The organism is Flavobacterium hibisci (assembly GCF_020026925.1).
GTDB classification, from domain to species: Bacteria; Bacteroidota; Bacteroidia; order Flavobacteriales; family Flavobacteriaceae; genus Flavobacterium; species Flavobacterium hibisci.
This window is the reverse complement of record NZ_JAIQDW010000007.1, coordinates 100,456-123,858: the sequence shown is the minus strand read 5'-3', so window position 1 is coordinate 123,858 and position 23,403 is coordinate 100,456. Positions and strand designations below refer to the sequence as shown.

Annotated in this window: 22 protein-coding genes; 9 read left to right on the top strand and 13 right to left on the bottom strand. The window is 34.5% G+C overall.

All coding sequences use genetic code 11. From position 1 onward, the window contains the following. Positions 1-26: 26 nt before the first annotated feature. The 3 genes from uvrB to rlmF all read right to left on the bottom strand — a co-directional run bounded on the left by uvrB (position 27) and on the right by rlmF (position 4,369). Positions 27-2,018, bottom strand: coding sequence for an excinuclease ABC subunit UvrB (uvrB, locus tag K8B81_RS09370; RefSeq protein WP_223681169.1), 1,992 nt, complete (start codon positions 2,016-2,018; stop codon positions 27-29). Between the two features lie 67 nt (positions 2,019-2,085). After that, positions 2,086-3,024 (bottom strand): alpha/beta fold hydrolase, encoded by a 939-nt coding sequence (locus tag K8B81_RS09365; protein WP_223681167.1) that lies wholly within the window; start codon positions 3,022-3,024, stop codon positions 2,086-2,088. Positions 3,025-3,418: 394 nt separating this feature from the next. After that, positions 3,419-4,369: a 23S rRNA (adenine(1618)-N(6))-methyltransferase RlmF gene (gene rlmF / locus K8B81_RS09355; RefSeq protein ID WP_223681166.1), complete on the bottom strand. Its 951-nt coding sequence runs from the start codon at positions 4,367-4,369 to the stop codon at positions 3,419-3,421. A 208-nt stretch (positions 4,370-4,577) separates the two neighbouring features. On the opposite strand from rlmF, the gene K8B81_RS09350 reads away from it, so the two are divergent. The 5 genes from K8B81_RS09350 (at position 4,578) to K8B81_RS09330 (ending at position 8,745) form a co-directional block, all read left to right on the top strand. After that, positions 4,578-5,447, top strand: a complete 870-nt coding sequence (locus K8B81_RS09350) for an archaemetzincin (protein ID WP_223681163.1) — start codon at positions 4,578-4,580, stop codon at positions 5,445-5,447. 87 nt (positions 5,448-5,534) lie between these two features. Continuing rightward, entirely contained in the window at positions 5,535-6,059 is a 525-nt protein-coding gene (locus tag K8B81_RS09345; RefSeq protein WP_223681161.1) for an NADPH-dependent FMN reductase, read from the top strand. Between the two features lie 75 nt (positions 6,060-6,134). After that, the gene (locus K8B81_RS09340; protein WP_223681159.1) at positions 6,135-6,482 is read left to right on the top strand and encodes a cupin domain-containing protein; all 348 of its coding nucleotides are present in this window, start codon (positions 6,135-6,137) and stop codon (positions 6,480-6,482) included. Positions 6,483-6,586: 104 nt separating this feature from the next. Continuing rightward, positions 6,587-7,753 (top strand): MFS transporter, encoded by a 1,167-nt coding sequence (locus tag K8B81_RS09335; RefSeq protein ID WP_223681157.1) that lies wholly within the window; start codon positions 6,587-6,589, stop codon positions 7,751-7,753. A gap of 59 nt (positions 7,754-7,812) precedes the next feature. Beyond that, positions 7,813-8,745 carry a peptidylprolyl isomerase gene (locus tag K8B81_RS09330; protein WP_223681155.1) on the top strand — a complete coding sequence of 311 codons (933 nt, stop codon included), beginning with the start codon at positions 7,813-7,815 and terminating at the stop codon, positions 8,743-8,745. A 165-nt stretch (positions 8,746-8,910) separates the two neighbouring features. On the opposite strand, the gene K8B81_RS09325 is transcribed toward K8B81_RS09330, so the two are convergent. The 3 genes from K8B81_RS09325 to K8B81_RS09315 form a co-directional block, all read right to left on the bottom strand. After that, on the bottom strand, positions 8,911-9,306 hold the full coding sequence (locus K8B81_RS09325) for a GreA/GreB family elongation factor (protein ID WP_223681153.1): 396 nt from the start codon (positions 9,304-9,306) through the stop codon (positions 8,911-8,913). 345 nt (positions 9,307-9,651) lie between these two features. Then, a complete protein-coding gene (locus K8B81_RS09320; protein ID WP_223681151.1) occupies positions 9,652-10,206 on the bottom strand; it encodes a thioredoxin family protein in 555 nt (184 codons plus the stop codon). 115 nt (positions 10,207-10,321) lie between these two features. Beyond that, a complete protein-coding gene (locus K8B81_RS09315; RefSeq protein ID WP_223681148.1) occupies positions 10,322-11,215 on the bottom strand; it encodes an alpha/beta fold hydrolase in 894 nt (297 codons plus the stop codon). Positions 11,216-11,341: 126 nt separating this feature from the next. On the opposite strand from K8B81_RS09315, the gene K8B81_RS09310 reads away from it, so the two are divergent. Beyond that, positions 11,342-11,677 carry a tRNA-binding protein gene (locus K8B81_RS09310; protein ID WP_223681147.1) on the top strand — a complete coding sequence of 112 codons (336 nt, stop codon included), beginning with the start codon at positions 11,342-11,344 and terminating at the stop codon, positions 11,675-11,677. A 47-nt stretch (positions 11,678-11,724) separates the two neighbouring features. Here the strand turns inward: K8B81_RS09310 and K8B81_RS09305 are convergent, their stop codons facing one another. From K8B81_RS09305 to K8B81_RS09285, 5 genes are all read right to left on the bottom strand, one after another. Next, positions 11,725-12,270 carry an RBBP9/YdeN family alpha/beta hydrolase gene (locus K8B81_RS09305; RefSeq protein WP_223681145.1) on the bottom strand — a complete coding sequence of 182 codons (546 nt, stop codon included), beginning with the start codon at positions 12,268-12,270 and terminating at the stop codon, positions 11,725-11,727. A gap of 21 nt (positions 12,271-12,291) precedes the next feature. After that, positions 12,292-13,122: an alpha/beta hydrolase gene (locus K8B81_RS09300; protein WP_223681143.1), complete on the bottom strand. Its 831-nt coding sequence runs from the start codon at positions 13,120-13,122 to the stop codon at positions 12,292-12,294. A gap of 12 nt (positions 13,123-13,134) precedes the next feature. Continuing rightward, entirely contained in the window at positions 13,135-15,276 is a 2,142-nt protein-coding gene (locus K8B81_RS09295; RefSeq protein ID WP_223681237.1) for a glycoside hydrolase family 3 N-terminal domain-containing protein, read from the bottom strand. 211 nt (positions 15,277-15,487) lie between these two features. Beyond that, complete coding sequence (locus tag K8B81_RS09290; RefSeq protein WP_223681236.1) at positions 15,488-15,856, bottom strand: PUR family DNA/RNA-binding protein; 369 nt, start codon at positions 15,854-15,856, stop codon at positions 15,488-15,490. 67 nt (positions 15,857-15,923) lie between these two features. Then, positions 15,924-17,702, bottom strand: coding sequence for an ABC transporter ATP-binding protein (locus K8B81_RS09285; protein ID WP_223681141.1), 1,779 nt, complete (start codon positions 17,700-17,702; stop codon positions 15,924-15,926). A 201-nt stretch (positions 17,703-17,903) separates the two neighbouring features. On the opposite strand from K8B81_RS09285, the gene K8B81_RS09280 reads away from it, so the two are divergent. The 3 genes from K8B81_RS09280 (at position 17,904) to yajC (ending at position 20,499) form a co-directional block, all read left to right on the top strand. Further along, positions 17,904-19,010, top strand: coding sequence for a Glu/Leu/Phe/Val family dehydrogenase (locus K8B81_RS09280; protein ID WP_317196951.1), 1,107 nt, complete (start codon positions 17,904-17,906; stop codon positions 19,008-19,010). Between the two features lie 220 nt (positions 19,011-19,230). After that, a complete protein-coding gene (nusB, locus tag K8B81_RS09275) occupies positions 19,231-20,142 on the top strand; it encodes a transcription antitermination factor NusB (protein WP_223681234.1) in 912 nt (303 codons plus the stop codon). A gap of 78 nt (positions 20,143-20,220) precedes the next feature. Further along, positions 20,221-20,499, top strand: coding sequence for a preprotein translocase subunit YajC (gene yajC, locus K8B81_RS09270; RefSeq protein ID WP_223681138.1), 279 nt, complete (start codon positions 20,221-20,223; stop codon positions 20,497-20,499). 304 nt (positions 20,500-20,803) lie between these two features. Here yajC and pepT read toward each other — a convergent pair whose 3' ends face one another. Together pepT and K8B81_RS09260 are read right to left on the bottom strand one after the other, a co-directional pair. Continuing rightward, positions 20,804-22,081, bottom strand: coding sequence for a peptidase T (gene pepT / locus K8B81_RS09265; RefSeq protein ID WP_223681136.1), 1,278 nt, complete (start codon positions 22,079-22,081; stop codon positions 20,804-20,806). A gap of 116 nt (positions 22,082-22,197) precedes the next feature. Beyond that, positions 22,198-23,331 carry a formylglycine-generating enzyme family protein gene (locus tag K8B81_RS09260; RefSeq protein WP_223681134.1) on the bottom strand — a complete coding sequence of 378 codons (1,134 nt, stop codon included), beginning with the start codon at positions 23,329-23,331 and terminating at the stop codon, positions 22,198-22,200. Between the last annotated feature and the right edge of the window lie 72 nt (positions 23,332-23,403).

The window sequence follows — 23,403 nt, the reverse complement described above, 5'->3', positions numbered from 1 at the left end:
GGCTTTTGAAAGAAATAAGAAGCTTTCTAAGAAAGTTGTTCCTGTAACTTTTTAATATCGTCACGTAGTTTTGCAGCTTGTAAAAAATCCAGGTCTTTTGCCGCTTTTTCCATCGATTTGCGCTTTTCACGAATCAATTTTTCTAATTCAGGTTTTGATAAATAAGCTGCTTCGGGTTCTGCGGCTGCTTGCAGGTTATGGCCAAGTTCGTATTCGACTAAAGGATTTTTAGTAAAGGCTGAATCGATTTTTTTGTTTAAGGCTTGTGGTGTTATGCCGTTTTCTGTATTGAAATTAATTTGTTTGGTTCTGCGATAATTAGTTTCATCAATCGTTTTTTGCATACTGGCTGTTATTTTATCAGCATACATAATCGCTTTTCCGTTTATATTTCTGGCCGCACGTCCAATAGTCTGGGTTAAAGATCTGTGATTACGTAGGAAACCTTCCTTATCTGCATCCAAAATAGCTACTAACGAAACTTCCGGTAAATCGAGCCCTTCACGAAGCAGGTTTACTCCAATCAATACATCAAAAATTCCTTTTCGGAGATCCTGCATTATCTCGATTCGTTCAAGAGTATCTACTTCGGAGTGAATATAGCGGCAGCGAACATTTACTTTAGTCAGATATTTGGCTAATTCTTCGGCCATTCTTTTGGTTAAGGTAGTTACGAGAACCCTTTCGTCTAATTCACAGCGTACCTGAATTTCTTCAATTAAATCATCAATCTGGTTCAGACTTGGCCGCACTTCAATGATCGGATCCAATAATCCGGTAGGCCGGATAATCTGTTCTACATAAATACCGTCAGATTTTTGCAATTCGTAATCAGCTGGAGTTGCAGAAACATACACCACCTGATTTTGCAGGGCTTCGAATTCTTCAAATTTCAAAGGCCTGTTGTCCATTGCAGCAGGTAGGCGGAAACCATATTCCACAAGATTTTCTTTTCGGCTTCTGTCGCCTCCGTACATGGCGTGAACCTGTGAAACGGTTACGTGACTTTCGTCTATTACCATCAAATAATCACTCGGAAAATAATCCAGCAGACAGAAAGGCCTTGTGCCGGCTTCTCTTCCGTCAAGATAGCGGGAATAATTCTCAATTCCGGAGCAATAACCTAATTCGCGAATCATTTCCAGATCGAAATTGGTTCTTTCTTCCAGGCGTTTCGCTTCCAGATGTTTGCCTATCTCTTTAAAATAATCAACTTGTTTTACCAAATCCTGTTGTATCTGCCAGATTGCGCCCTGAAGAACGTCTGGGGAAGTCACAAACATATTGGCCGGATAAATCGTCAGCCTTTTAAATTTTTCAATAACCTGTGATGTTTTTACATCAAACGATTCAATTTCTTCAATTTCATCTCCAAAAAAGTGAATTCGATACGCATCATCAGCATAACTTGGATATACTTCTACAATATCTCCCTTAATGCGGAAAGTTCCGGGATTAAAATCGGCTTCTGTCCGGGCATATAAACTTTGTACAAGACTGTGCAGTAATTTAGTTCTCGAAATAACCTGATCCCTTGAAACTTCAATTACATTTTTCTTAAATTCTACAGGGTTTCCAATACCATAAAGACAGGAAACAGAAGCAACTACTAATATATCCCTGCGTCCGGAAAGCAATGAAGAAGTAGTACTTAAACGCATTTTCTCCAGTTCTTCATTGATAGATAAATCCTTTTCAATGAAAACTCCCGTTACCGGCATAAAGGCTTCTGGCTGGTAATAGTCGTAATAAGATACAAAATATTCGACAGCATTATTCGGGAAAAACTGTTTGAATTCGGAGTATAACTGTGCTGCCAAAGTCTTGTTATGTGCTAAAACCAAAGTAGGTTTCTGCACTTCCTGAATCACATTGGCCATTGTAAATGTTTTACCTGAACCTGTTACTCCTAATAAAGTTTGATATTTTTCACCATCAACAATACCTTGTGAAAGTTTTTGGATTGCCTGAGGCTGATCTCCTTTTGGATTATATTCTGAGAATACCTGAAAATTCATTTCTAGCTATGAAAAAATTAGTTTTGTAAAGATACAAGTTTGAACGCTATTAAATGTTAAGTTGTTCTTATTCTAAAAAGTCAATCATGGCATCATTCACCATTTTACTCTGATCAATGCTCAAAAAATGTCCTGCATCTTTGATTATTTTTGTCTTGCCGTTTGGTAAAAATTCCTTTGCTTTTTCCAGACTTTCTGCTGAATTGATTACATCTTTGTCGCCAATCAGTACCAAAACCGGATTCTTAATTGATTTTAGTTCATCATTAGAAAAAGGAGTCATCTTTAGCATACTTGAATTTGATTTGGCGTATTTATTGGCTAAATAAAATTGTCTTTTGTAAGCAGGGTCAATTTTTTCTGGATGGGTTGAAAAAGTCTTTAGTGTTTTTCCGAATTTTTTTTCGCTTGGAAAAAGTTTTAGCATTAATGCTGAGGATGTTTTACCCATTTTATCAATAAATTTAAAGGTTTGAGCAGGACTTAACAAGACTATTTTATCAATAGGATTTTCTTTTTGAACAGCCAGTAATGTTGCAATCCAGCCACCACGTGATGCTCCTGCGATATCAAATTTCTTTAACTTATAATGTGCAAAAATTTCATTATACCACATAACGATCTCTTCTTTAGCAAGAGGATTGGCAGTCAGATTAGATTTTCCGGGTTCCATCAGAAAATCGATGGCATATATTCGATGGTTTTTTGCCAAAGCCTTAATGTTTGGATACCACATTGTTGAGCTGGCGTCCATTCCGTGTAACAATACCAAATCTTTTCCGTTTTTGGGACCTGCAATTATTACATGTGTATTTCCAAATCTGGTTTTAATATTTTCTTCGGTATAGGGAATATTCCAAAGTTTTAAAGCTTTGTCGTAGGAGTTTAGATAGCTTTGTTTTTCTTTTTTAGTGTGGAAAACATAGTCTTCAAATTTTGCTTTTTTAGATGAAGCACACCCAAAAAGCATAACCAAAAGCATAAATTTAAGTAGGAATCTTGTCATAATATATTGTATTTAATATAAAATTACAATAATCAAATATTGAATGTCTTCCAGAATTTTGTTTCAAAATAACATAATTATAAGCTTATGATTTTTTGACTGTAAGGTGATAAATCTGTACAAAAGCTAAAATGGCGTTAGGAATAATTACTGGTAAAAGCCATTGATTAAAATCCCTGAAATCTTTTAAAAAGATGCCGTAAATCACAAAGCAGATACAGCCAAAAAGATTAATCAACCGGATTGTTCTGAGATTTTTGAGCAAAAAACCTCCAACTATAAAACTGATGCAAGATAGCCTATATATTCAGCCATAGATTTGATACTAAATAGTTTCGGTTAAATTTAGCAAAAGCAAATTGTAAAATCAAGAATTGGATTGAAAATCAGTGTTTTAAATAAACCACTTTTCCTGATCTGTAGGTTTCAAAAAACTCCAGGCCACAATCCGGCTGTTTTTTTGTCCCTGAGCCATATCAATAGTTTTGATTGCTACAGCGTTTAGTTTTTTTAAGGTTTTGTAAATGGTTGAAAGATTCTCTTTTTTAGAAACCAGGGTTGTAAACCACAAACACTGCGAACCATATTTTACACTTTCGTAAATCATTTGAGTTATAAAACTAATTTCGCCTCCGTTGCACCATAATTCTGCATGCTGACCTCCAAAGTTTAGAACAGGTTTAGCATTTTTTTTATTTTTCGGATTTAGATTTGATATTTTCCTTAGAGTACTTTTATTAGCTTCTTCTGCAGAAGCATGAAAAGGCGGATTACACATCGTAAAAGTAAAACGGTCTTCCGGTGTGATAATGTTTTTAAAAATAAAACGGGATTCTGTTTGCTGTTGTAAACTGATTGCTTCAATCAATTTCGGATTGGCTTCTATAATTTTACTGCAGTTTTCGATTGCTTTTTTATCAATATCGGTCGCAACAAAACTCCAGTCGTAAATTGCACTTCCTAAAATGGGATAAATACAATTGGCTCCTGTTCCAATATCCAGTCCTAAAACAGAAGATCCTACAGGAATATTTCCATTGTTGGATCCACTAAGTAAATCGGCTAAATAATGAACATAATCAGCTCTTCCGGGAATGGGCGGACAAAGATAATTTTCAGGAATATCCCAATTTTGAATATCATAATAGGTTTGCAGCAAAGCTCTATTAAGCGTTTTTACCGCAATTGGGTTGCTGAAATCAATTGTTTCAATTGCATATTTGTTGATGGAAACAAAAGGTTTTAGTTCAGGACAATTTGAAATAAGAAGCTCAAAATCATATCGTGAACGATGTAAATTTCGAAGATGTAAATTATTTTTCTCAGAATTACCTGCTGCTTTCATTTTGCGATTTTGAGTGCAAAGATAGTCATTCCTTTTTTAAAGAATGTTTGATGGAATCATCAGATATATTATGACTGAAGTTTTGGTATTGTGCAATAAAGAATACAAAAAAAGTAGAATAACCATCTGTTGAATAAGAAAAATTTTATAAATAATTACGGTTTTCAGAGTTCGATTATTTACTTTTGGTTCACCAATCCAAATCTAAATGAAAAAAACAGCACTTTTTATAATCATAATTTTCTGTACTACATGTATTAAACAGGAAGGGAATCAATATTTCGACCAAATCAAAAAAAATGATGTTGAATTAACAAAACCTGTTGAAGGCGATTGGCTTTATTCTCATAAAGAAAAAGGTCAGACTTTTGAGCAATTCATGAATTCAAAACATATTGTTCCAACCAGTGAATCCAATATTATTTATATAAGACCTATTGGAAATTTTAATTCTTTGCAAAATAAACAAATAGAATTGTTAAGGGAATATCTGGAAATTTATTTTCAGTTAAAAACAAAAATTTTGGAAACAGTTTCTAATGATGTTATTCCTGAATCTGCGCAGAGAATTGGATACGAAAATAACCAGCAGTTTTTGGCAGGATACATTTTGGATAATGTTTTGAAAAAAGACAAGCCTTTAAAAAGGATTGCGCTTATGGGATTGACGGAAGTTGATTTGTATCCTAAACCGGAATGGAATTTCGTTTTCGGACTGGCCTCTTATCGTGATAAAGTAGGGGTAAGTTCTATTTACAGATTACAGGACGGAAAACTGACCCAGGAAAATTTTAATTTGTGTTTGTCCAGACTTCTTAAAATAAGTTCCCATGAAATTGGTCATATGTTTGGTTTGCACCATTGCATTTTTGCAGATTGTGTAATGAATGGAACCAATAGCATGAGTGAAACAGACAAAAATTCTGCAAGATTATGTTCTGTTTGTCAGAGAAAATTAAATTCAGGTATAAAATATGACAACAAAAAAAGACTCACAGAGCTGAAAAAATATTTTGAAAAAAATAATTTATTGCAGGAACTCGAATTAATGAATAAAGACATTAGCGTTGTTCAATAAATACTTTTTGTAGTAACACTTTAAAGAATGTTTTCCCTTTATTATATTTACAAATCAAACAGTTTTTAAATATTTGATATAAATAAAATGTCAATAAAAATCTTTGCCATCACCGGAAGTACAAGAAAGAATTCAAGCAATTTCAAAATCCTCAAATTTATTTCTGAGAATATAAACAGAGAATTTGAAGTTGAAATTTTTGAAGATTTAGAAGAGCTTCCACATTTCAATCCGGATTTAGACAATGAGTCTCCACCTGAAAAAGTTATTTCTTTCAGAAACAAAATCGCACAGGCAGACGGCATACTAATCTGTACGCCTGAATATGTTTTTAGTTTACCGGGGAGCTTAAAAAATGCGCTGGAATGGTGTGTTTCCACAACAGTTTTTGCAAATAAAAAAACGGGACTAATTACTGCTTCCGCATCCGGCGAAATGGGGCATCAGCAGCTTTTGTTGATAATGAAAACATTAGAGGCGAAGTTCGAAAATGATGATTCACTATTAATTCAGGGTGTTCGGGGCAAAATTGATGAGGAAGGCAAGATGATTAACTCACAAACTTTAGAGGCAATGCAACTTTTTATAAAAGATTTTGAAAATCAGTTTTAAAATTAGATTAATAATTAAATTACCCACAGTTGCAATACTAAATGTTATTTTTGTATTATAAAATGAAATAATAATATGGAAAATTCTGTTGCAAGTAAAGAGTTTCTTTTTGGTGAGGAAATTCAATGGGAAGTGGTTGGAGAAGGTGTAAAACGTAAAATTTTAGCTTTTGATAATCGCGTTATGCTGGTAAATGTACATTTCGAAAAAGGTGCTATTGGTGCTTTGCATGAACATTATCACACGCAGGTTACTTATGTGGCAAAAGGCAGGTTTGATGTTACCATTAACGGGATTACAAAAACGCTGAAAGAAGGAGACAGCTTTTACATTCGGCCTCATGCAATTCATGGTGTTTTGTGTTTAGAAGAAGGCATGCTGACAGATGTTTTTAGTCCAATGCGTGAAGACTTCATGAAATAGTAAATCAATGCGATTTCTAAAACACCAATCTGATTAGTCTGAACATTCGAAAAATTATACATTTTTTAAAGTTTGGATAAAAATTAGATTGGTATTTTTGCAAAATGAATTTATCCAAAACGAATGTCTTGTTTATGGCAGCCTGCACTGGACTCATAGTTGCAAATCTGTATTACTGCCAGCCTTTAATTGTTTTAATAGCCAATGAATTTAAAATTCCTGAAGCCAATGCAGGGACAATAACCTACCTAACGCAGGCAGGATATGCTATAGGCTTGTTTTTTATGGTTCCGTTGGGAGATAAAATCGAACGAAAAAAACAAATCTTAATCACCACTTTTGCTTCTGTAATTGCGTTGTTGATTGCAGCCACGGCAAAAAGTTTCCTTATATTACAAATTGCTTCACTGCTTATCGGGATCACTTCAATAGTACCCCAGCTTATTTTGCCTCTGGCAGCTTCTTTAAGCGCGCCTGAAGAAAGAGGAAAAGTCGTCGGAACTATTATGAGCGGACTTTTAGTCGGGATTTTGCTTTCGCGAACATTAAGCGGATTCATCGGTCAGGTTTTAGGCTGGAGATCGATGTTTTTTATTGCTGCCGCAATTTGCCTTTTGATATTTTTTGTGATTCAGAATAAGTTTCCTGTCAATAAACCCCAGTTTCAGGGATCTTATGGTCAATTAATCCAATCTCTTTTTACTCTTATAAAAACCCAGCCTGTATTGCGCGAAGCGACGTTAATCAATGTTTTTAGTTTTGCTCAGTTTGGAGCTTTCTGGACTACGATGGTTTTATTGCTTTCGGGGGAACCGTTTCATTTTAATAGTGCAACAATTGGTTTATTCGGAATTGTTGGGGCTTCCGGAGCTTTGGCTGCGCCATTAGTCGGAAAAATGGGGGACAAAGGAGGATCAAGGGTCGCAGTTGGTTATGGATGTTTGCTGATACTAATCAGTTTTTTGATTTTTTATTTCTCTATTGAAAGCGTTATCGGAATTGCAATTGGAATCGTGTTTATTGACATCGGAATCCAGGGTGTTCATATTTCAAATCAAACCCGGGTTTATTCGTTGCTCCCTGAGGCCAGAAACAGATTAAATACGGTTTTTATGTCGTTTAGCTTTTTAGGAACAGCTGCCGGATCAGCTTATGGATTGTTGCTATGGAAACTAGGCGGATGGCACGCGGTAACTATCGGATGTGTGGGCTTGTCAATATTGGCATTGACAGTTTACGGACTCACTTATAAATCAAAATCTAAAAAATAGAAAGGCAAATTGATATAAAATTAATTTGTAAATTTGCGTTCAATTAAAAAATAACAACAATGGAAAACGGAATATACGCTAAATTCAACACTAGTAAAGGTTCGATTTTAGTAAAACTGACACACGATTTAACACCGGGAACTGTAGGGAATTTTGTCGCTCTTGCAGAAGGAAATATGGAAAATAAAGTGAAACCTCAGGGACAAAAATTCTATGACGGTTTAACTTTTCACAGAGTTATACCTGATTTTATGATTCAGGGTGGTTGTCCTAAAGGTACAGGAACTGGTGATCCGGGATACAAATTTGATGATGAATTTCACCCAAGTTTAAAACACGATCGTCCGGGCGTTTTGGCAATGGCAAACTCAGGACCTGCAAGCAATGGTTCTCAGTTTTACATTACGCACGTTCCAACTTCATGGTTAGACAACAAACATACTGTTTTTGGACACGTTATCGAAGGTCAGGATGTCGTAGATGCTGTTGCTCAGGGTGATGCTCTTGAAACATTAGAAATTATCAGAGTTGGTGAAGAAGCTCAAAAATGGAATGCTATTGAAGCTTTTATTGGTTTAAAAGGAGCTCGTCTAAAGCGTGAGGCAGCTTTAAAAGCAGAATCTGAAGCAAAAATGGAACAATTAGCTGCAGGTTTTGATAAAACAGAAAGTGGTTTACGTTATAAAATGATTCAAAAAGGAGAAGGTAAAAAAGCAGAGGCAGGGAAAACAGTTTCTGTACACTACGAAGGATCTTTGGAAAACGGAAAAGTTTTTGATTCTTCTTACCCGAGAAAAAAACCAATCGAATTCAAACTAGGAGTTGGGCAGGTTATCGAAGGATGGGACGAAGGTATTGCTTTATTACAGGTTGGAGACAAAGCGCGTTTTGTAATTCCATCTGATTTGGCTTATGGTCCAGGCGGTGCAGGCGGTGTTATTCCTCCGCATGCGACTCTTATTTTTGACGTAGAATTAATGGATGTAAAATAAGGACACATTCTATTATCTTAATAATGTCCCATTCGGTTTTCCGGATGGGATTTTTTTTATACATAAATTATATTTTATGACTGTAAGAAGGATTAGGTGCTTCAATGAAACCATTAGATGTTTGTAGTCAAAAAAAAACACCTTCATAAATGAGGTGTTTGCAAATTAAGAATGGGACACAATGGTATTGTTTACTTCAATTATTTTTAATGTTTTTATTCCGGAAGGTAATTCCCAATCTACCTGATCGTTTTCTTTAAAACCAATTATAGCAACGCTTAAAGGGGCTAAAATTGATATTTTTCTTTCTTGTACATTTGCTAAAGATGGCAAAACAATTTGAATTTTCATTTGCTTATTTGATCTAACATCTTCAATCGTTACATGCGAATTGATTCGGATAATCGAATTGTCAAGAATGCTTTCTTCACTGATGATGGCACGGTCTAATTCTTGTGAAAGCAGCCCGGCTTCTTTTGCATTTGAATCATTTTTACTTTTTAATATCAACTCTCGTAAGAACTGATACTCTTTTTTACAGAAAATGGGTGTTGGTTTCATAGTATTTAATGTTAAGTATTGATAAAATAATTGATTAAGTTAAATTCCAGTTTGCAATAATGTGCTAACTGAAACTTAATATATTGTTTGATTGAATTTCTCTTTATTTGAAAGATGAAAATCTCTCAATAGAAAAATAATTTGGTAAAAATCCTCCGTCTGAAAGAAGAAAAAATGAAATAGACGGAGGCCTAATTAATAAAGGCCTTGCTGTGTGAAATAATTATAGCCGCAATTGGTTTTCTCTCAAAAGAAAACAATAATACGGATGCTATAAGTAACATAATATTCACGATCACAAAATTTGATGGAATGTAAAGATAAGGAAAACGGATTAGATAATAACTATTTCCATTTGATGTTACAGCCTATGCTTGGTTTTTGAATTTCATTTAAGCTCCTGTTGTAAATCAATGCATCAATCGCGCTTCTTAAATCGTTTCCGCTTAACGGAATTCCGTTTCCGGGTCTTGAATCATCTAACTGACCTCTGTAAAACAATCGGTTCTGATTGTCAAATAAATAAAAATCTGGTGTACACGCAGCATCATAAGCTTTTGCCACTTCCTGGGTTTCATCAAATAAATAGGGAAAGTCTATTTTGTTTTCAAAAGCAAACTGAGTCATCATTTCAGGTGAATCCTGTGGGTATTTCTCAATATCATTACTGGAAATAGCAATGATACCAATTCCCTGAACACGATAGTCATTAGCAATCATAACAACTTCTTTGATTACGTGAAGAACAAAAGGGCAGTGATTGCACATAAAAATGACAAGTGTACCTTTTGATCCTTTTAAATCTTCAAAAGAATATTCATTATTTGAATTGGTATCTTTGAGATTGAAGTTAGGAGCAATAGTTCCAAGAGGAATCATATTTGAAGGAGTTCGTGCCATTTTCTAAAGAATTAGTTCTTCAAAAATAACTTTAAATTCTTTAAAAGAAACTGTACAACTGTAAAAAAATACCCAAAGAAATTTTTAATAAAGTTCTTTGGATATTTTTTAAATTTTATGAATTTAAAAAGTTTAGCAAGTCTTCGTTTAGCCGGTCTTTTTCAGTGTAAAATAATCCGTGTGGTGCTCCTTCATAAACTATAAAAGTGCTGTTAGTTACCGCTTCAGCAGTTTTTTGTGAACTCACTTCAATAGGAACATTTTTATCATCATCTCCATGAATGATTAAAGTAGGGACTTTTATAGTGTGTAATTCATCTCTGAAGTCTGTATTGGATAAAGCTTCGGCACATTTTAGCGTTGCCCTTGGAGAAGCTGCCGAACATAGATTTCTATAATATTCCAGTAAAGGCGTACTCAAAGGTTTATTGATAATATTAACACCAAAAAAAGTTTTTCCAAAATTCTCCAGAAACCCTATTCTGTCTTCTCTGATTGCGGCTGCGGTTGCTTCCCCTTTTTCTTTAGGACGTCCTTCAGGATTGTCGTCTGTCTTTAACAAGAAGGGAATAATGGATGAAATTAAAGCTGCTTTTTTAACGCCTTTGCCACCATGGCGGCTAAAATAACGTACAACTTCACCACCTCCCATAGAAAAGCCAACCAGTGTAACATTTTCTAATTGAAGCTGATTGATAATTTCACTTAAATCATCTGCCAGAGTATCATAATCATAGCCATCCCAAGGCTGAGATGACTTACCGAAACCACGGCGGTCATATGCGATTACCCTAAAGTTATTCTGAACCAAAAATTCAATTTGATATTCCCACATTTCGTTAGAAAGCGGCCATCCATGAATCAGGATTACCGGTTTTCCTTTTCCATAATCTCTCACATAAAGTTTTACATTTTGAGCAGTTTCAATATATTTATCTGAGTTTTGAAATTGGATATCAAAATCTGAATCTCTAAGAGATGTATTCTTGTAAGTAACACTATTTTCCATTTCTATATCTTTTTAATTGGCTTAATAATATATTTTGTAAAATTAAAAGCACAGGAAAAAAAAGGGTTATAAAATTAGTATGATTTAATTACAAAATTAATAGGTTTGTAAATAAACACTAAGAAAATGGATTTAACCTGGAACGAATTTGAAAGAACAGACATGCGTGTTGGAACCATAATCGAGATAAATGATTTTCCTGAAGCGAGAAAACCAGCCTATCAGCTTACCATTGATTTTGGTACTGAAATTGGTATTCGAAAATCATCGGCACAAATTACAAAGCGTTATCAAAAAGAAGATTTGCTCAATCGTCAGATTGTGGCTGTTGTAAATTTTCCTAAAAAACAAATCGGAAAATTTATGAGTGAATGTCTGGTATTGGGAGCTGTAGGTGAGGAGGGAGACGTAATTTTATTAGCTCCCGATTTTAAAATAGAAAATGGTATGCGAATAGGTTAAATAATTTTCAGTCGCAGCGTAAAAGCTGAGACTGAAAATCTTTAAAATTATTTTATTTTATCTATTAGCTGTTTCAAAATCAATTGTCCTTCTTCCCAATATTTTAAATCAGAATCAGAGTTGATATGTCCTTGCTCTCCAACATTTACAAAATCGCTTCCCCATTTTTCTGCAAAATATTTTTTTCTTTCAAAAGAAGCATATGGGTCATTTTCGCTCGCCACTACAATTGAAGGAAATGGCAATTGATAAAGCGGCATTGGCGAAAAATTTCGAATAACATCTGGTGTATGCTCTGGCGAATCAACATCTGCAGGAGCAACCAATAAAGCACCGATTATATTTTGATTAGAATTGTTTTCAGCCCAATGTAAAACCAAAGAAACAGCTAGACTATGTGCAACTAAAATCGTTGGATTTTCCAGTTTTGAAACTCCTTCGTTTAATCGTGAAATCCACTCTTTCAGAACTGGTTCATCCCAGTTGTCCTGATTCAGACGTATTGAATTTTTAAATTTTTTATGCCAAAAGGTCTGCCAGTGTTTTTCTCCTGAATTTCCAAGTCCGGGTAAAATTAATAGTTGTGTCTCCATTGCCGTGGATTTTTTTAATAATTATTTTTTAGGTTGTTTTTCTTTTATAATGCGGTTTACTTCGTTTGCCAATAATGGAAAACCAGGTTCAGTCATACTGTGTCCATATCCGTCCAATTCAAAAAGTTTGATTTGTTTATGTCCAACAAGTTTCATCATGCGTTCCATATAAGCGTTTTCTTCATATCGGCCTAACATTTCCAGTTCACGATCTCCGGTAATTAATAAAACAGGAGGAGCATCTGCACGAACATGAAATAAAGGGGCAAAAGTATCAATTGTGGGTTGTTTTTCAGGAATTCCGTTTTCTCTTCTAATTTCAAAATGGGTAATGCATTGGCTGCTAAACGGAATTAATCCAGCTATTTTATTGGCATCAAGATTTTCTTTTTGAAGCCATTTTTTATCCAGGCCAGTCATCAATGCCAGGTAAGCGCCGGCAGAATGTCCTGAAACAAAAATTGAAGAAGTGTCACCTCCGTAGGCTGCCATATTATTAAAAGCCCATGCTATAGCTGCAGCTGCATCTTCAATACATTTAGCTGCTTTTACTTTTGGAGATAATCTGTAATTAACCCCAATAATAGCAAAACCTTTGTTTTTTAATGCTTCAGGGATTTCTTTGCTGCCACCAGTTAATCCGCCTCCGTGAAACCAGACTATCGTAGCAAATCCCTTGGAGTTTTTTGGATAATAGATGTCTAAAACACATCTTTCATTAATATAAGAATCAGATTTATTGGTGGCTGCATTATAATACTGAATGTTTTCTTTTACCTCATATTCTGATTTCTGAGCAAAAGAGGAAAGTCCAACAATAAAAAAACTAAGTAAAAACGCTATTTTCTTCATATATAAATTATTTTATTCAATTTTAAAATCACCTTCCAGGCCATTTTCAGCATGCGAAGCGATCCAGGCTTTAAAATCACCCGGTTCTGTTTTTAGTTCCATTTTATCATTATAAAAGGCAAGGTCTGAAACAGGGATTGAAAAGTTTATCGTTTTAGATTCCTGCGGTTTTAATTCGATTTGTACAAAATCTTTAAGCTCCCTGACAGGTCTGACAATACTTGCTGTAATATCACGAATGTACAATTGAACGGTTTCTGTTCCTGTATGGTTCCCTGTATTGGTAATAACAGCAGAAATATTTAATTTTTCGCTATTATTATTCTTTAGGACTGTTTTTTCGATTTTTAAATTGTCATAGGAGAAAGAGGTATAGCTCAATCCAAATCCAAAAGGAAACTGAGGCTCGTAACCCGCATCCAGATAATGCGAATTGTTTCCTAAAGAACTTTGCCATGCTTCAACTGGAATATCCTGAATAGCCACAAAAGTTTTTGGGTCTGCGGGTCTTCCTGTGTTGGGATGATTGTAATAAATCGGAATCTGACCAACTTCTTTTGGCCAGGTTACAGGCAGTTTTCCAGATGGATTTACTACTCCCAATACTATATCAGAAATTGCCGGTCCAGCCATAGTTCCCGGATGCCAGGCCATAATCAATGCGTTTGCTTTTGGTAAAACAGCTCCTAAAGTTATCGGTCTTCCTGCCATTATGATTACGACTATTGGTTTTCCTGTTTTTTGTAATTCGGTTATTAGTTTTTCTTGTAAACCCGGCAGATTAATATTTGCTCGTGAATGTGCTTCGCCTGAAAGAATCGCTTCTTCTCCGGCAAAAAACAAAATAACATCTGATTTCTTACCTGCTTCAACTGCCAATGCAAAACCTTCTTCAGATAAGGAACGGCTATGTGAAAGTCCGGAAGCATAAAATACATTATTGTCTCCAAAACTATTTTGTAAAGCTTTAAGAGGTGTTTGAGAATCTGCTTTGTTGCCATCAAAAATCCATGTTCCTAATTGTTCTCTTGGAGCATCTGCTAATGGACCAATTACGGCAATTTTTTGATTCGGTTTTAAAGGCAAAATCTGATTTTCATTTTTTAATAAAACGCAGCTTTTACTAGCAGCTGTTCTCGCAGTTTGTAAGGCATCTGCATTCAATAAAGAGAATTTTTCACGGTCTTTAAAATACGGATTGTCAAAAACTCCGGCCCTTAATTTTATTCTAAGGATGTTGCGTACCATTTCATCTAATTGCTTTTCAGACACTTTCTTTTCGGCAATGAGTGTTTTTAAATGATTTGCGTAGGACAAACTGGTCATTTCCATATCTAATCCGGCAGATGCAGATTTAAGAGCAGCGTCTTTTTCATCAGCGGCATAACCATGTGGAATCATTTCTGTAACCGAATTCCAGTCACTCACCACAAAACCATCGTATTTCCATTCTTCACGTAAAATTTTCTTTAGTAAAAATCCATTTCCTGAAGCCGGAATTCCGTTAAGGTCATTAAATGAACTCATAAAAGTTGCTGCGCCGGATTTTGCTGCTGCTTCAAAAGGTTTTAAATACACATTTCGAAGTAAGGATTCAGCCATGCTGACAGTATTGTAGTCTCTTCCTCCTTCTGCGGCACCATAGGCTGCAAAATGTTTAGCGCATGCTAAAATTTGACCTGGAACAGAAGGATCATTTCCCTGAAATCCTTTGATGTAAGCAGTTCCTAATCGGGATGCCAATAAAGGGTCTTCACCCGGGGATTCTGCAATTCTTCCCCAACGGGCATCCCTGGCAATATCAACCATTGGGGCGTATGTCCAGTTGATGCATCTTGAATAGGATTCATTAGCCGCAATTTTTGAGGTTTTTTCAACCAATTCCATATTCCAGGATGCAGCTAATCCTAAGGGAATTGGGAAAATAGTTTTGTATCCGTGAATGACATCCCTGCCAAACAATAGCGGAATGTGTGTTGGGCTTTCTTCTACTGCAATTTTTTGTATTTGAAGAACGAGATCAGGATCTGTAAGGTTTAAAATGGCTCCAACCAATCCCATTCGGACTTCTTTTTTAAGTTCCTCAGACAATCCTTTGCTTCGGCTGGAAGTTCCTTTCAGACATGCCTGACCGATTTTTTGTTCCAAAGTCATGTTTTTTATAACCTTGTCTATCTTTTTTTCAACGTTTAAATCTGATTTTTGGCTGTAAGATATTGAACTTATTAATAGCGTAAATAATAAACAATAAAGTAATCTTGTGGTTAATGTTTTCAAAGCTAGTAGTTTTAAAAACTTAAATATATAAAAAAAGTCCAAAATGCTGAACATATTGGACTCGTACTTTTCGAAAAGTTATATGGAATTAAATATCGTCAAAGTCTATATCTGTAAAGCTTGATCTTTGCCCTTCCGCTTTATCAGAACTATATTCTTTTTTAAAATCTTTTTGATGTCTTTCAGAGATTACTTCTTCTCCTTTGTGGTTCAGGACATAAGAAGTCATTTCGTCTAAAATTTCAGCAAATGAGCTAAAATCTTCTTTGTACAGGTAAATTTTGTGTTTTTTAAAATGAAAAGAACCATCCTCTTCAGTAAATTTTTTGCTTTCAGTAATAGTGATATAATAATCGTCAGCTTTAGTCGCTCTCACATCAAAGAAATAAGTTCTTCTTCCTGCTCGTAATACTTTAGAAAAAATCTCTTCTTTTTCTAACATGTCGTTTTCTCTCATAATACGTTCTATCATTTTGGAATTAATAGTAATCAAAAATCATAAAAAATTATCTATTACGCAACATTTAAAGTAATTCTTTTTCCGAAAGTTGTTTTAAATATAACGCTGAATAATAGCCTTCCTGATTTATTAATTGATTATGAGAACCTTGTTGTATGATTTGCCCATCTTCTAAAATAATAATTTTGTCAGCATTTTTTGCAGAAGAAACACGATGACTTACAATTATGGTTGTTTTGTTTTTGCAGATTTCAAATAAATTGTTTAGAATTGTTTCTTCGGTTTCTGTGTCAACTGCTGAAAGACAGTCGTCAAAAAGCAAAATAGCAGGGTCTTTAATAATTGCGCGGGCAATTGAAACACGCTGTTTTTGTCCACCGGAAAGCGTGATACCTCTTTCTCCTAAAATAGTATCGTATTGTTTATTGAAAGCAATAATGTTATCGTGTACCACTGCATTTTTTGCAGCCTCAATTACTTGTTCATCGGTTGCATTCTGGTTGCCAAATTTGATATTATTTTTGATAGTATCCGAAAATAGAAAGGCATCCTGAGGTACAATTCCGATGTTGTTTCTTAAGTCATTCAGATTCAAAGTACTGATTTCATTGCCGTCAATTGTGATTTTCCCTTCGGTAACATCGTACAAACGCGAAATTAAAGATAATATAGTTGATTTTCCGGAACCGGTTTTCCCTAAAATAGCCAGTGTTTCTCCATTTTTGACTGAAAACGTTATGTTTTTTAAGGCCTCAATATTAGTGTCCTCATAAGTGAAACTTACATTTTCAAAAGCAATTGAGCCCTGAATATCTGATGAATTTGGATTGGTGTTTTTGATTTCAGGTTCAATTTTTAAAAATTCATTTAAACGTTTTTGAGAGGCTTCTGCCTCCTGAACCATTGATGAAACCCAGCCTAAAGAAGCAACAGGCCAGGTCAGCATATTGACGTATAAAATAAATTCGGCAATGGTTCCTATATTTGGAATACTTCCATTGATATACATAACGCCTCCAAAATAGATTACAACCAGATTACTAATTCCGATAAGGGCAATCATTAAAGGACCAAACAGCGACTGGACTCTTGCCAGGCTTAAACTTTTGCTTTTGCTTTCGTCAGACAAGGCAATCATGTTGTTCTGGTGTTGATTTTCTAAAGAATAAGCCTTGATAACGCGGATACCTGAAAATATTTCCTGTGTAAAACTAGAAACTTTAGATAAATATTGCTGAAAAGTAGTGCTTCGTTTATTGATTTCTGAACTTAATTTGAAAATACAATAGGAAAGAATTGGTAAAGGAAGAATAGTATATAAGGTCAATAAAGGGGAAACATTATACATATATATAATGACAATGGCAAAACGTATAAAAGTGTTGATTGTGTACATCACAGCAGGCCCAACATACATACGGACTTTTGAAACGTCTTCACTAATACGGTTCATTAAATCTCCTGTTCGGTTCTGCTTGTAGAAATTTTGGGAAAGGTTTTGATATTGGTTAAAAACCTCATTTTTTAAATCAAATTCGATATGACGCGACATTACAATTAAAGTCTGACGCATTAAAAAGGTTAAAAATCCGGCAACAATTGCACTTCCTATGATTAACAGAACATTATGGATTAAATCCTGTTTGTAATATCCAATAATTATTGAAGATTTCCTGTCAGCTTCAGATAATTTCAGGAATTTTTCAATTGTATCAAAAGATTGGCTAACCAGTTTTGGAGTAAATAAGAAAAATATTTGTGCGATTATAGTGATTAAAATCCCAAAAGAAAAACTGTATTTGTACTTAATGAAATATTTGTTTAAATAGCTTAATTCTTTCATTTTTTTAAGAAATGTGATATTGAATTGATTTAAATTTTTGAATTATTATAGATGAAAAGCATAATAATTTACACTTTAGTCAAAACAATTATATTGTAAAATTATTAATTATAAGTTTAAAAATTAGCACATTTGTATTTTTTATGTATGTTTGAGTTGTCTTTTTGACGAATTCATAATTTTAACTAAATAACACTAGCTATGGATGCAACTTTCGCAACTGGAAAGGAACTTCAAAAAATGGATCCTGTTTTTGGTCAGTTATCTTTTAATGATCACGAACAAATTGTATTTTGCAATGACAAAGATACAGGTTTAAAAGCAATTATTGGTATTCATAATTCGGTTATGGGACCAGCTTTAGGAGGTACAAGAATGTGGAATTATGCTACTGAATGGGAAGCTCTAAACGATGTTTTGCGTCTTTCAAGAGGTATGACTTATAAATCTGCCATTACCGGACTAAATATTGGTGGCGGTAAAGCGGTTATTATTGGTGATGCCAAAACCCAGAAAACACCTGAGCTAATGCGTAAGTTTGGTGAATTTGTTCATTCGCTAAGCGGAAGATATATTACGGCAGAAGATGTTGGAATGGAAACAAAAGACATGGATACTGTTAGGGATGTTACACCTTATGTAACAGGAATCTCTGAAGAAAGAGGCGGTTCTGGAAATCCTTCTCCTGTTACAGCTTATGGCGTTTATTTAGGAATGAAAGCGGCTGCTAAAAGTCAGTTTGGATCTGATGTTCTGGAAGGTAAGAAAGTTTTGGTTCAGGGAATCGGACACGTGGGTGAAACTTTAGTTGAATATTTGACTAAAGAAGGAGCGCAGGTTACGATTACAGATATTAATGAAGAAAAATTATATCAGGTAGCTCAAAAATATAATGCGACCATTTATACTGGCGAAGATTTATATACTGCCGATGTTGATATTTATGCACCATGTGCAATGGGAGCAACAATTAATGATAATACTATTGAAAAAATCAAGGCAAAAGTGATCGCCGGTGCTGCAAACAATCAGTTGGCAGATGAAAATATCCATGGAGCAAGATTACAGGAAAGAGGCATTTTATACGCTCCGGATTTCTTAATCAACGCAGGTGGAATCATCAATGTTTATGCAGAATTAGCGCATTATGGAAAAGCTGAGATTATGAGTAAAACCGAAAATATCTACAATACAACTTTAGAAATTATCGATTTTGCAGCCAAAAATGGTTTAACGACACATAAAGCTGCTCTTACAATTGCTCAAAACCGCATCGATCAAAGAAAAATAGAGAATAGCAAAAAATAATTTTAAATAATAGTTTAAATTCTCAGTCTCAGTTTTTAGTTTCAGTTGTTATGCAGCGGTTACTGGAAACTGAGATTTTTTTAGGCTGAAATTTAATTCGTTTTCACCGATTTTTTATTGGATTAAATTTTAATATAATTTCTTTAATTCTTATTTTTGCAGACTAATTTTTAAAAGTTCTTACAAGGTGGTAAATAGAAGACACTTACGCATTAAAGTCATGCAATCCATTTATGCAATGCATCAAAGCGGTTCTGATAATCTGGAAAAAGAAGAAAAATTTCTTTTTTACAGCATTGATAATATTCAGGATTTATATTTAATAATGCTTTCTTCATTGATTGAAATTTGTAAAAAAGAATCTGTTTTTTTACACCTTTCAAGTAAAAAACATCTTGCAACTGCTGCAGAACGTAATCCGAACGAAAAATTTATCAAAAACAAAATTTTTCAGCTTTTAGCCGAAAGCAATTCGCTTAGCATTGCTTTAGAAAATCGTAAAATCAACAATTGGTCTTTAAACGACGATTATATCATTTTGCTTTTAAATGATATAAAAGCAAGTGATTTGTACGCAAAATACATGAGCAATAATGTCAATACATTTGAGGAGGACAGACAATTTGTAATAGATTTGTTTGAAAATGTTATTGTTCCAAATGAAAAACTGTATGAGTATCTGGAAGACGATAAATTGACATGGGTTGATGATATCCCGGTTGTAAATACACATATCGTAAAGCAGTTAAAAGCAATCAAAACATATAATCCGGATGATTTCAGGGTTCCGAAATTATACAAAGATGTTGAAGATAAGGATTTTGCAAAAGATTTATTCAGACGTACTATTTTAAATGAAACCGTTTTAGCAAAAGAATACGATGATAAAACACCAAACTGGGACAGCGAAAGAATTGCAGAAATTGATACCATTATACTAAAAATGGCTATTTGTGAGTTTCTGAAATTCCCTTCAATTCCGGTAAAAGTAACTCTTAACGAATATTTAGAAATTGCTAAAGAGTATTCTACGCCAAAAAGCAGTATTTTTATCAACGGAATTTTAGATAACCTTGTAAAAGAACTTACTGCTAATAAAAAGATGATTAAAGTTGGAAGAGGGTTAATGTAATTTTTAATAAATTCCAAAAATCAGATAACAAATTCCAAAAAGAATATTTTAAATATAAATCAAAAACAGAATTTAATTATGGGACAATTAACGCAATTTGCGCCATTTCTATTAATGTTTGTGGTAATCTATTTCTTTATGATCAGACCACAGCAAAAAAGAGCAAAAAACGAAAAAGAATTTGAAAACAGCCTTAAAGTAGGCGACAAAATAGTAACAAAAAGTGGTTTCCACGGTAAAATCGCTGAATTAGCAGAAACTACTGTTGTAATCGAAACAATGTCTGGAAAATTAAAATTAGAGCGTTCTGCTATCTCAATGGAGATGAGTGCGGCTTTGAATGCTAAAAAAGCATAAGTTTTAAATTCCAATATTTAAAAATCCCAAATTCCAATCTAAAATGGAGTTTGGGATTTTTTTTTGATTCTCCTTTTTTCACAATCCTGTCATTTCGACTGGAGGGAGAAATCACACTCGGGAATCGACAAAGATTGGCAAATTTCTTTGCGGAGTTTCTTTTGTGATTTGCTTCGCCTGTTCGCTATCGCCCGGGTTTCCCTTGGGGTAAAATGACAAAAAGTAAAACCTTTATCAAAATTGTAAACTTTGATAAAGGTTTTGTTATGTATTTTTGAATTTAAAGTTAGACTTTGATTTCAAATTATCTTTTTCTTTTAGTCTTTTCAGGGGCATCAAAAATTCCGGGAATTGCTGTAAGTTCGGCAATTTTCACAATTACATTAGTTGCTTTCTGAATGCTTTCTGCAGGAACATATTCATATTTTCCATGGAAATTATGGCCACCCGCAAAAATATTCGGGCACGGTAATCCCATAAATGAAAGTTGAGATCCGTCTGTACCACCTCGAATAGGTTTGATGATCGGTTTTATGTTTAATTCGCGCATTGCTTTTTCGGCAATATCTACAATATGTTTTACCGGAAGTACTTTTTCCTTCATATTATAATACTGGTCTTTAATTTCAGCAATCACAATATCTTCGCCAAATTGCTTAGCAAATTTTTTGTTGAATTTTTTAGTGATTTTCTCAATTAAATCTTTTCGTTTTTCGAATTTCTTTTTATTGTGATCGCGAATAATCAATTCTAAAACAGTTTCTTCAATGTTTCCTTTTATATGATGAACGTGGAAAAAACCTTCGTAACCTTTAGTCTCCTGTGGTGTTTCTCCTTTAGGAAGTTCATTGATAAAATCATTTGCAATGAGCATCGAATTGATCATTTTTCCTTTCGCATAACCGGGATGAACACTTTTTCCTTTGAAGGTAATTTTGGCTCCGGCTGCATTGAAGTTTTCATATTCCAGTTCACCAATCTGGCTTCCGTCCATCGTGTAAGCCCATTGTGCTCCAAATTTTTCAACATCAAAATGATGCGCTCCACGACCAATTTCTTCATCAGGGGTAAAACCAATTCTGATTTTTCCGTGTTTAATTTCCGGATGCTGAATTAAATATTCCATTGCCGAAACGATTTCAGTAATTCCGGCTTTATCATCTGCTCCTAACAAAGTTGTTCCGTCGGTTGTAATGATGGTCTGTCCTTTATATTGTAATAAATCCTTGAAGTAATTTGGAGATAAAATGATGTTTTTTTCCGCATTCAGAACAATGTCTTTTCCGTCATAATTTTCAACTATTTGCGGTTTTACATTCGCTCCGCTAAAATCCGGTGAAGTGTCAAAATGTGAAACAAATCCAATAGTTGGAACTTCATAATCAACATTGCTCGCAAGCGTTGCCATGATGTAGGCTTTGTCATCAATCGTTACATCTTCAAGGCCAATTGCTTTTAGCTCTTCCACTAATTTATTAGCAAGGTTCCATTGTTTTGCTGTACTTGGTGTTGTTTGTGAATTTGGATCCGATTCGGTATCGATTGTTACATAACTGATAAAGCGATCTATGATATGTTGCATTTTTTTGAATTTTTAGCAAATATAGAAATTTTTTTCTGCGTAAAAATTTAGCTTTTAATATCACAAGTAATAAAAAAGGGATTCTAGATTGATTCCCTTCCGGCATTTTAATTTTTTTATTTGTTTTTTACGCATCTAAAACCTACATGATTAGCCGCAGATCGGATTTCGCCTTTTCCTCTTGTCCCTACCATGTATCGGGTACAATATTGATCTGTACATAAAAATGAACCGCCTCGATGTACTCTTTTTATTTCTACGGTATCATTTGGGTCATAATAAGCATCAGGCCCCTGCGGATTTCTTGCGGTTTTTCCGCTTTCTGCTAATGATTTATAATAATCTACACTATACCAGTCATGCACCCATTCCCAGACATTTCCGGCCATATCATACAAACCATATCCATTTGGAACGTATTGTTTTACAGGCGCAATTCCTTTAAAGCCATCTTCACCTGTATCACCGTCCTTTATAGGGAATTGTCCCTGATAAATATTGGCCTGGAATTTTCCTTTTGGTTTTAAATTATTTCCCCATGCATAAAGATTTCCGGTTTTTCCGCCACGGGCAGCAAATTCCCATTCTGCCTCTGTCGGAAGTCTTTTTCCTGCCCATTTTGCATAAGCTTGAGCATCTTCATAAACAACATGAACTACTGGATATTTTTCTTTTCCTTTAATAGAACTTCGCGGACCTTCCGGATGTCTCCAGTCAGCCCCAGGTTCATAGCGCCACCATTGCAAAAAATTATTGAGATTAACCGCAGATGATGTAGGAGTAAAGACAGCAGACCCTGCGATTAAATCTTCATCATTTGCTGTTGGAAACTCCTCTTTCGTTGGCTTTTGTTCGGCTACTGTTACATAACCGGTTGCTTTTACAAATTTTTCAAATTCTTCGTTTGTTACTTCGGTTTCATCCATATAATATCCGTCAACATACACACGATGAATAGGAGCAGCGTCTTTTGTAACGCCTTTTATGCTGCATAAACTTTCATCCTCAACATTTGATCCCATTGAAAACTCACCACCCGGAATCCATACCATCCCTTTCGGAGCTTTTCCGGCAGGTTTGTTTTTGTTTTCAATAGTAGGTTTAAATTCATTTTCAGAGGTATGCGGGGTTTCATGGCATTCTTGTACAGTTTCTTTTTTTGGTATGTAGGCTAATTTAGTATAACCAAATGCTATTGAAATAACGCAGATTGTAGTTATGCTGAATAACCAAAAGGATTTATTTTTCATTATAATTGTTTTTAACTGGGAATAATCTGTAGAACCTGTCAAAAATAAATAAAAAATTCTATTTATTCTATA

Excerpts from the sequence above, each read along its gene's own strand:
- K8B81_RS09335 (WP_223681157.1), top strand. The coding sequence starts at position 6,587 with ATGAATTTATCCAAAACGAATGTCTTGTTTATGGCAGCCTGCACTGGA.
- rlmF (WP_223681166.1), bottom strand. The coding sequence starts at position 4,369 with ATGAAAGCAGCAGGTAATTCTGAGAAAAATAATTTACATCTTCGAAAT.
- K8B81_RS09300 (WP_223681143.1), bottom strand. The coding sequence starts at position 13,122 with ATGAAGAAAATAGCGTTTTTACTTAGTTTTTTTATTGTTGGACTTTCC.
- nusB (WP_223681234.1), top strand. The coding sequence starts at position 19,231 with ATGCAATCCATTTATGCAATGCATCAAAGCGGTTCTGATAATCTGGAA.
- K8B81_RS09305 (WP_223681145.1), bottom strand. The coding sequence starts at position 12,270 with ATGGAGACACAACTATTAATTTTACCCGGACTTGGAAATTCAGGAGAA.
- K8B81_RS09280 (WP_317196951.1), top strand. The coding sequence starts at position 17,904 with ATGGATGCAACTTTCGCAACTGGAAAGGAACTTCAAAAAATGGATCCT.
- K8B81_RS09290 (WP_223681236.1), bottom strand. The coding sequence starts at position 15,856 with ATGAGAGAAAACGACATGTTAGAAAAAGAAGAGATTTTTTCTAAAGTA.
- K8B81_RS09325 (WP_223681153.1), bottom strand. The coding sequence starts at position 9,306 with ATGAAACCAACACCCATTTTCTGTAAAAAAGAGTATCAGTTCTTACGA.
- K8B81_RS09260 (WP_223681134.1), bottom strand. The coding sequence starts at position 23,331 with ATGAAAAATAAATCCTTTTGGTTATTCAGCATAACTACAATCTGCGTT.
- K8B81_RS09315 (WP_223681148.1), bottom strand. The coding sequence starts at position 11,215 with ATGGAAAATAGTGTTACTTACAAGAATACATCTCTTAGAGATTCAGAT.
- K8B81_RS09295 (WP_223681237.1), bottom strand. The coding sequence starts at position 15,276 with ATGACTTTGGAACAAAAAATCGGTCAGGCATGTCTGAAAGGAACTTCC.
- K8B81_RS09320 (WP_223681151.1), bottom strand. The coding sequence starts at position 10,206 with ATGGCACGAACTCCTTCAAATATGATTCCTCTTGGAACTATTGCTCCT.
- K8B81_RS09285 (WP_223681141.1), bottom strand. The coding sequence starts at position 17,702 with ATGAAAGAATTAAGCTATTTAAACAAATATTTCATTAAGTACAAATAC.
- K8B81_RS09350 (WP_223681163.1), top strand. The coding sequence starts at position 4,578 with ATGAAAAAAACAGCACTTTTTATAATCATAATTTTCTGTACTACATGT.
- pepT (WP_223681136.1), bottom strand. The coding sequence starts at position 22,081 with ATGCAACATATCATAGATCGCTTTATCAGTTATGTAACAATCGATACC.
- uvrB (WP_223681169.1), bottom strand. The coding sequence starts at position 2,018 with ATGAATTTTCAGGTATTCTCAGAATATAATCCAAAAGGAGATCAGCCT.
- K8B81_RS09310 (WP_223681147.1), top strand. The coding sequence starts at position 11,342 with ATGGATTTAACCTGGAACGAATTTGAAAGAACAGACATGCGTGTTGGA.
- K8B81_RS09340 (WP_223681159.1), top strand. The coding sequence starts at position 6,135 with ATGGAAAATTCTGTTGCAAGTAAAGAGTTTCTTTTTGGTGAGGAAATT.
- yajC (WP_223681138.1), top strand. The coding sequence starts at position 20,221 with ATGGGACAATTAACGCAATTTGCGCCATTTCTATTAATGTTTGTGGTA.
- K8B81_RS09365 (WP_223681167.1), bottom strand. The coding sequence starts at position 3,024 with ATGACAAGATTCCTACTTAAATTTATGCTTTTGGTTATGCTTTTTGGG.
- K8B81_RS09345 (WP_223681161.1), top strand. The coding sequence starts at position 5,535 with ATGTCAATAAAAATCTTTGCCATCACCGGAAGTACAAGAAAGAATTCA.
- K8B81_RS09330 (WP_223681155.1), top strand. The coding sequence starts at position 7,813 with ATGGAAAACGGAATATACGCTAAATTCAACACTAGTAAAGGTTCGATT.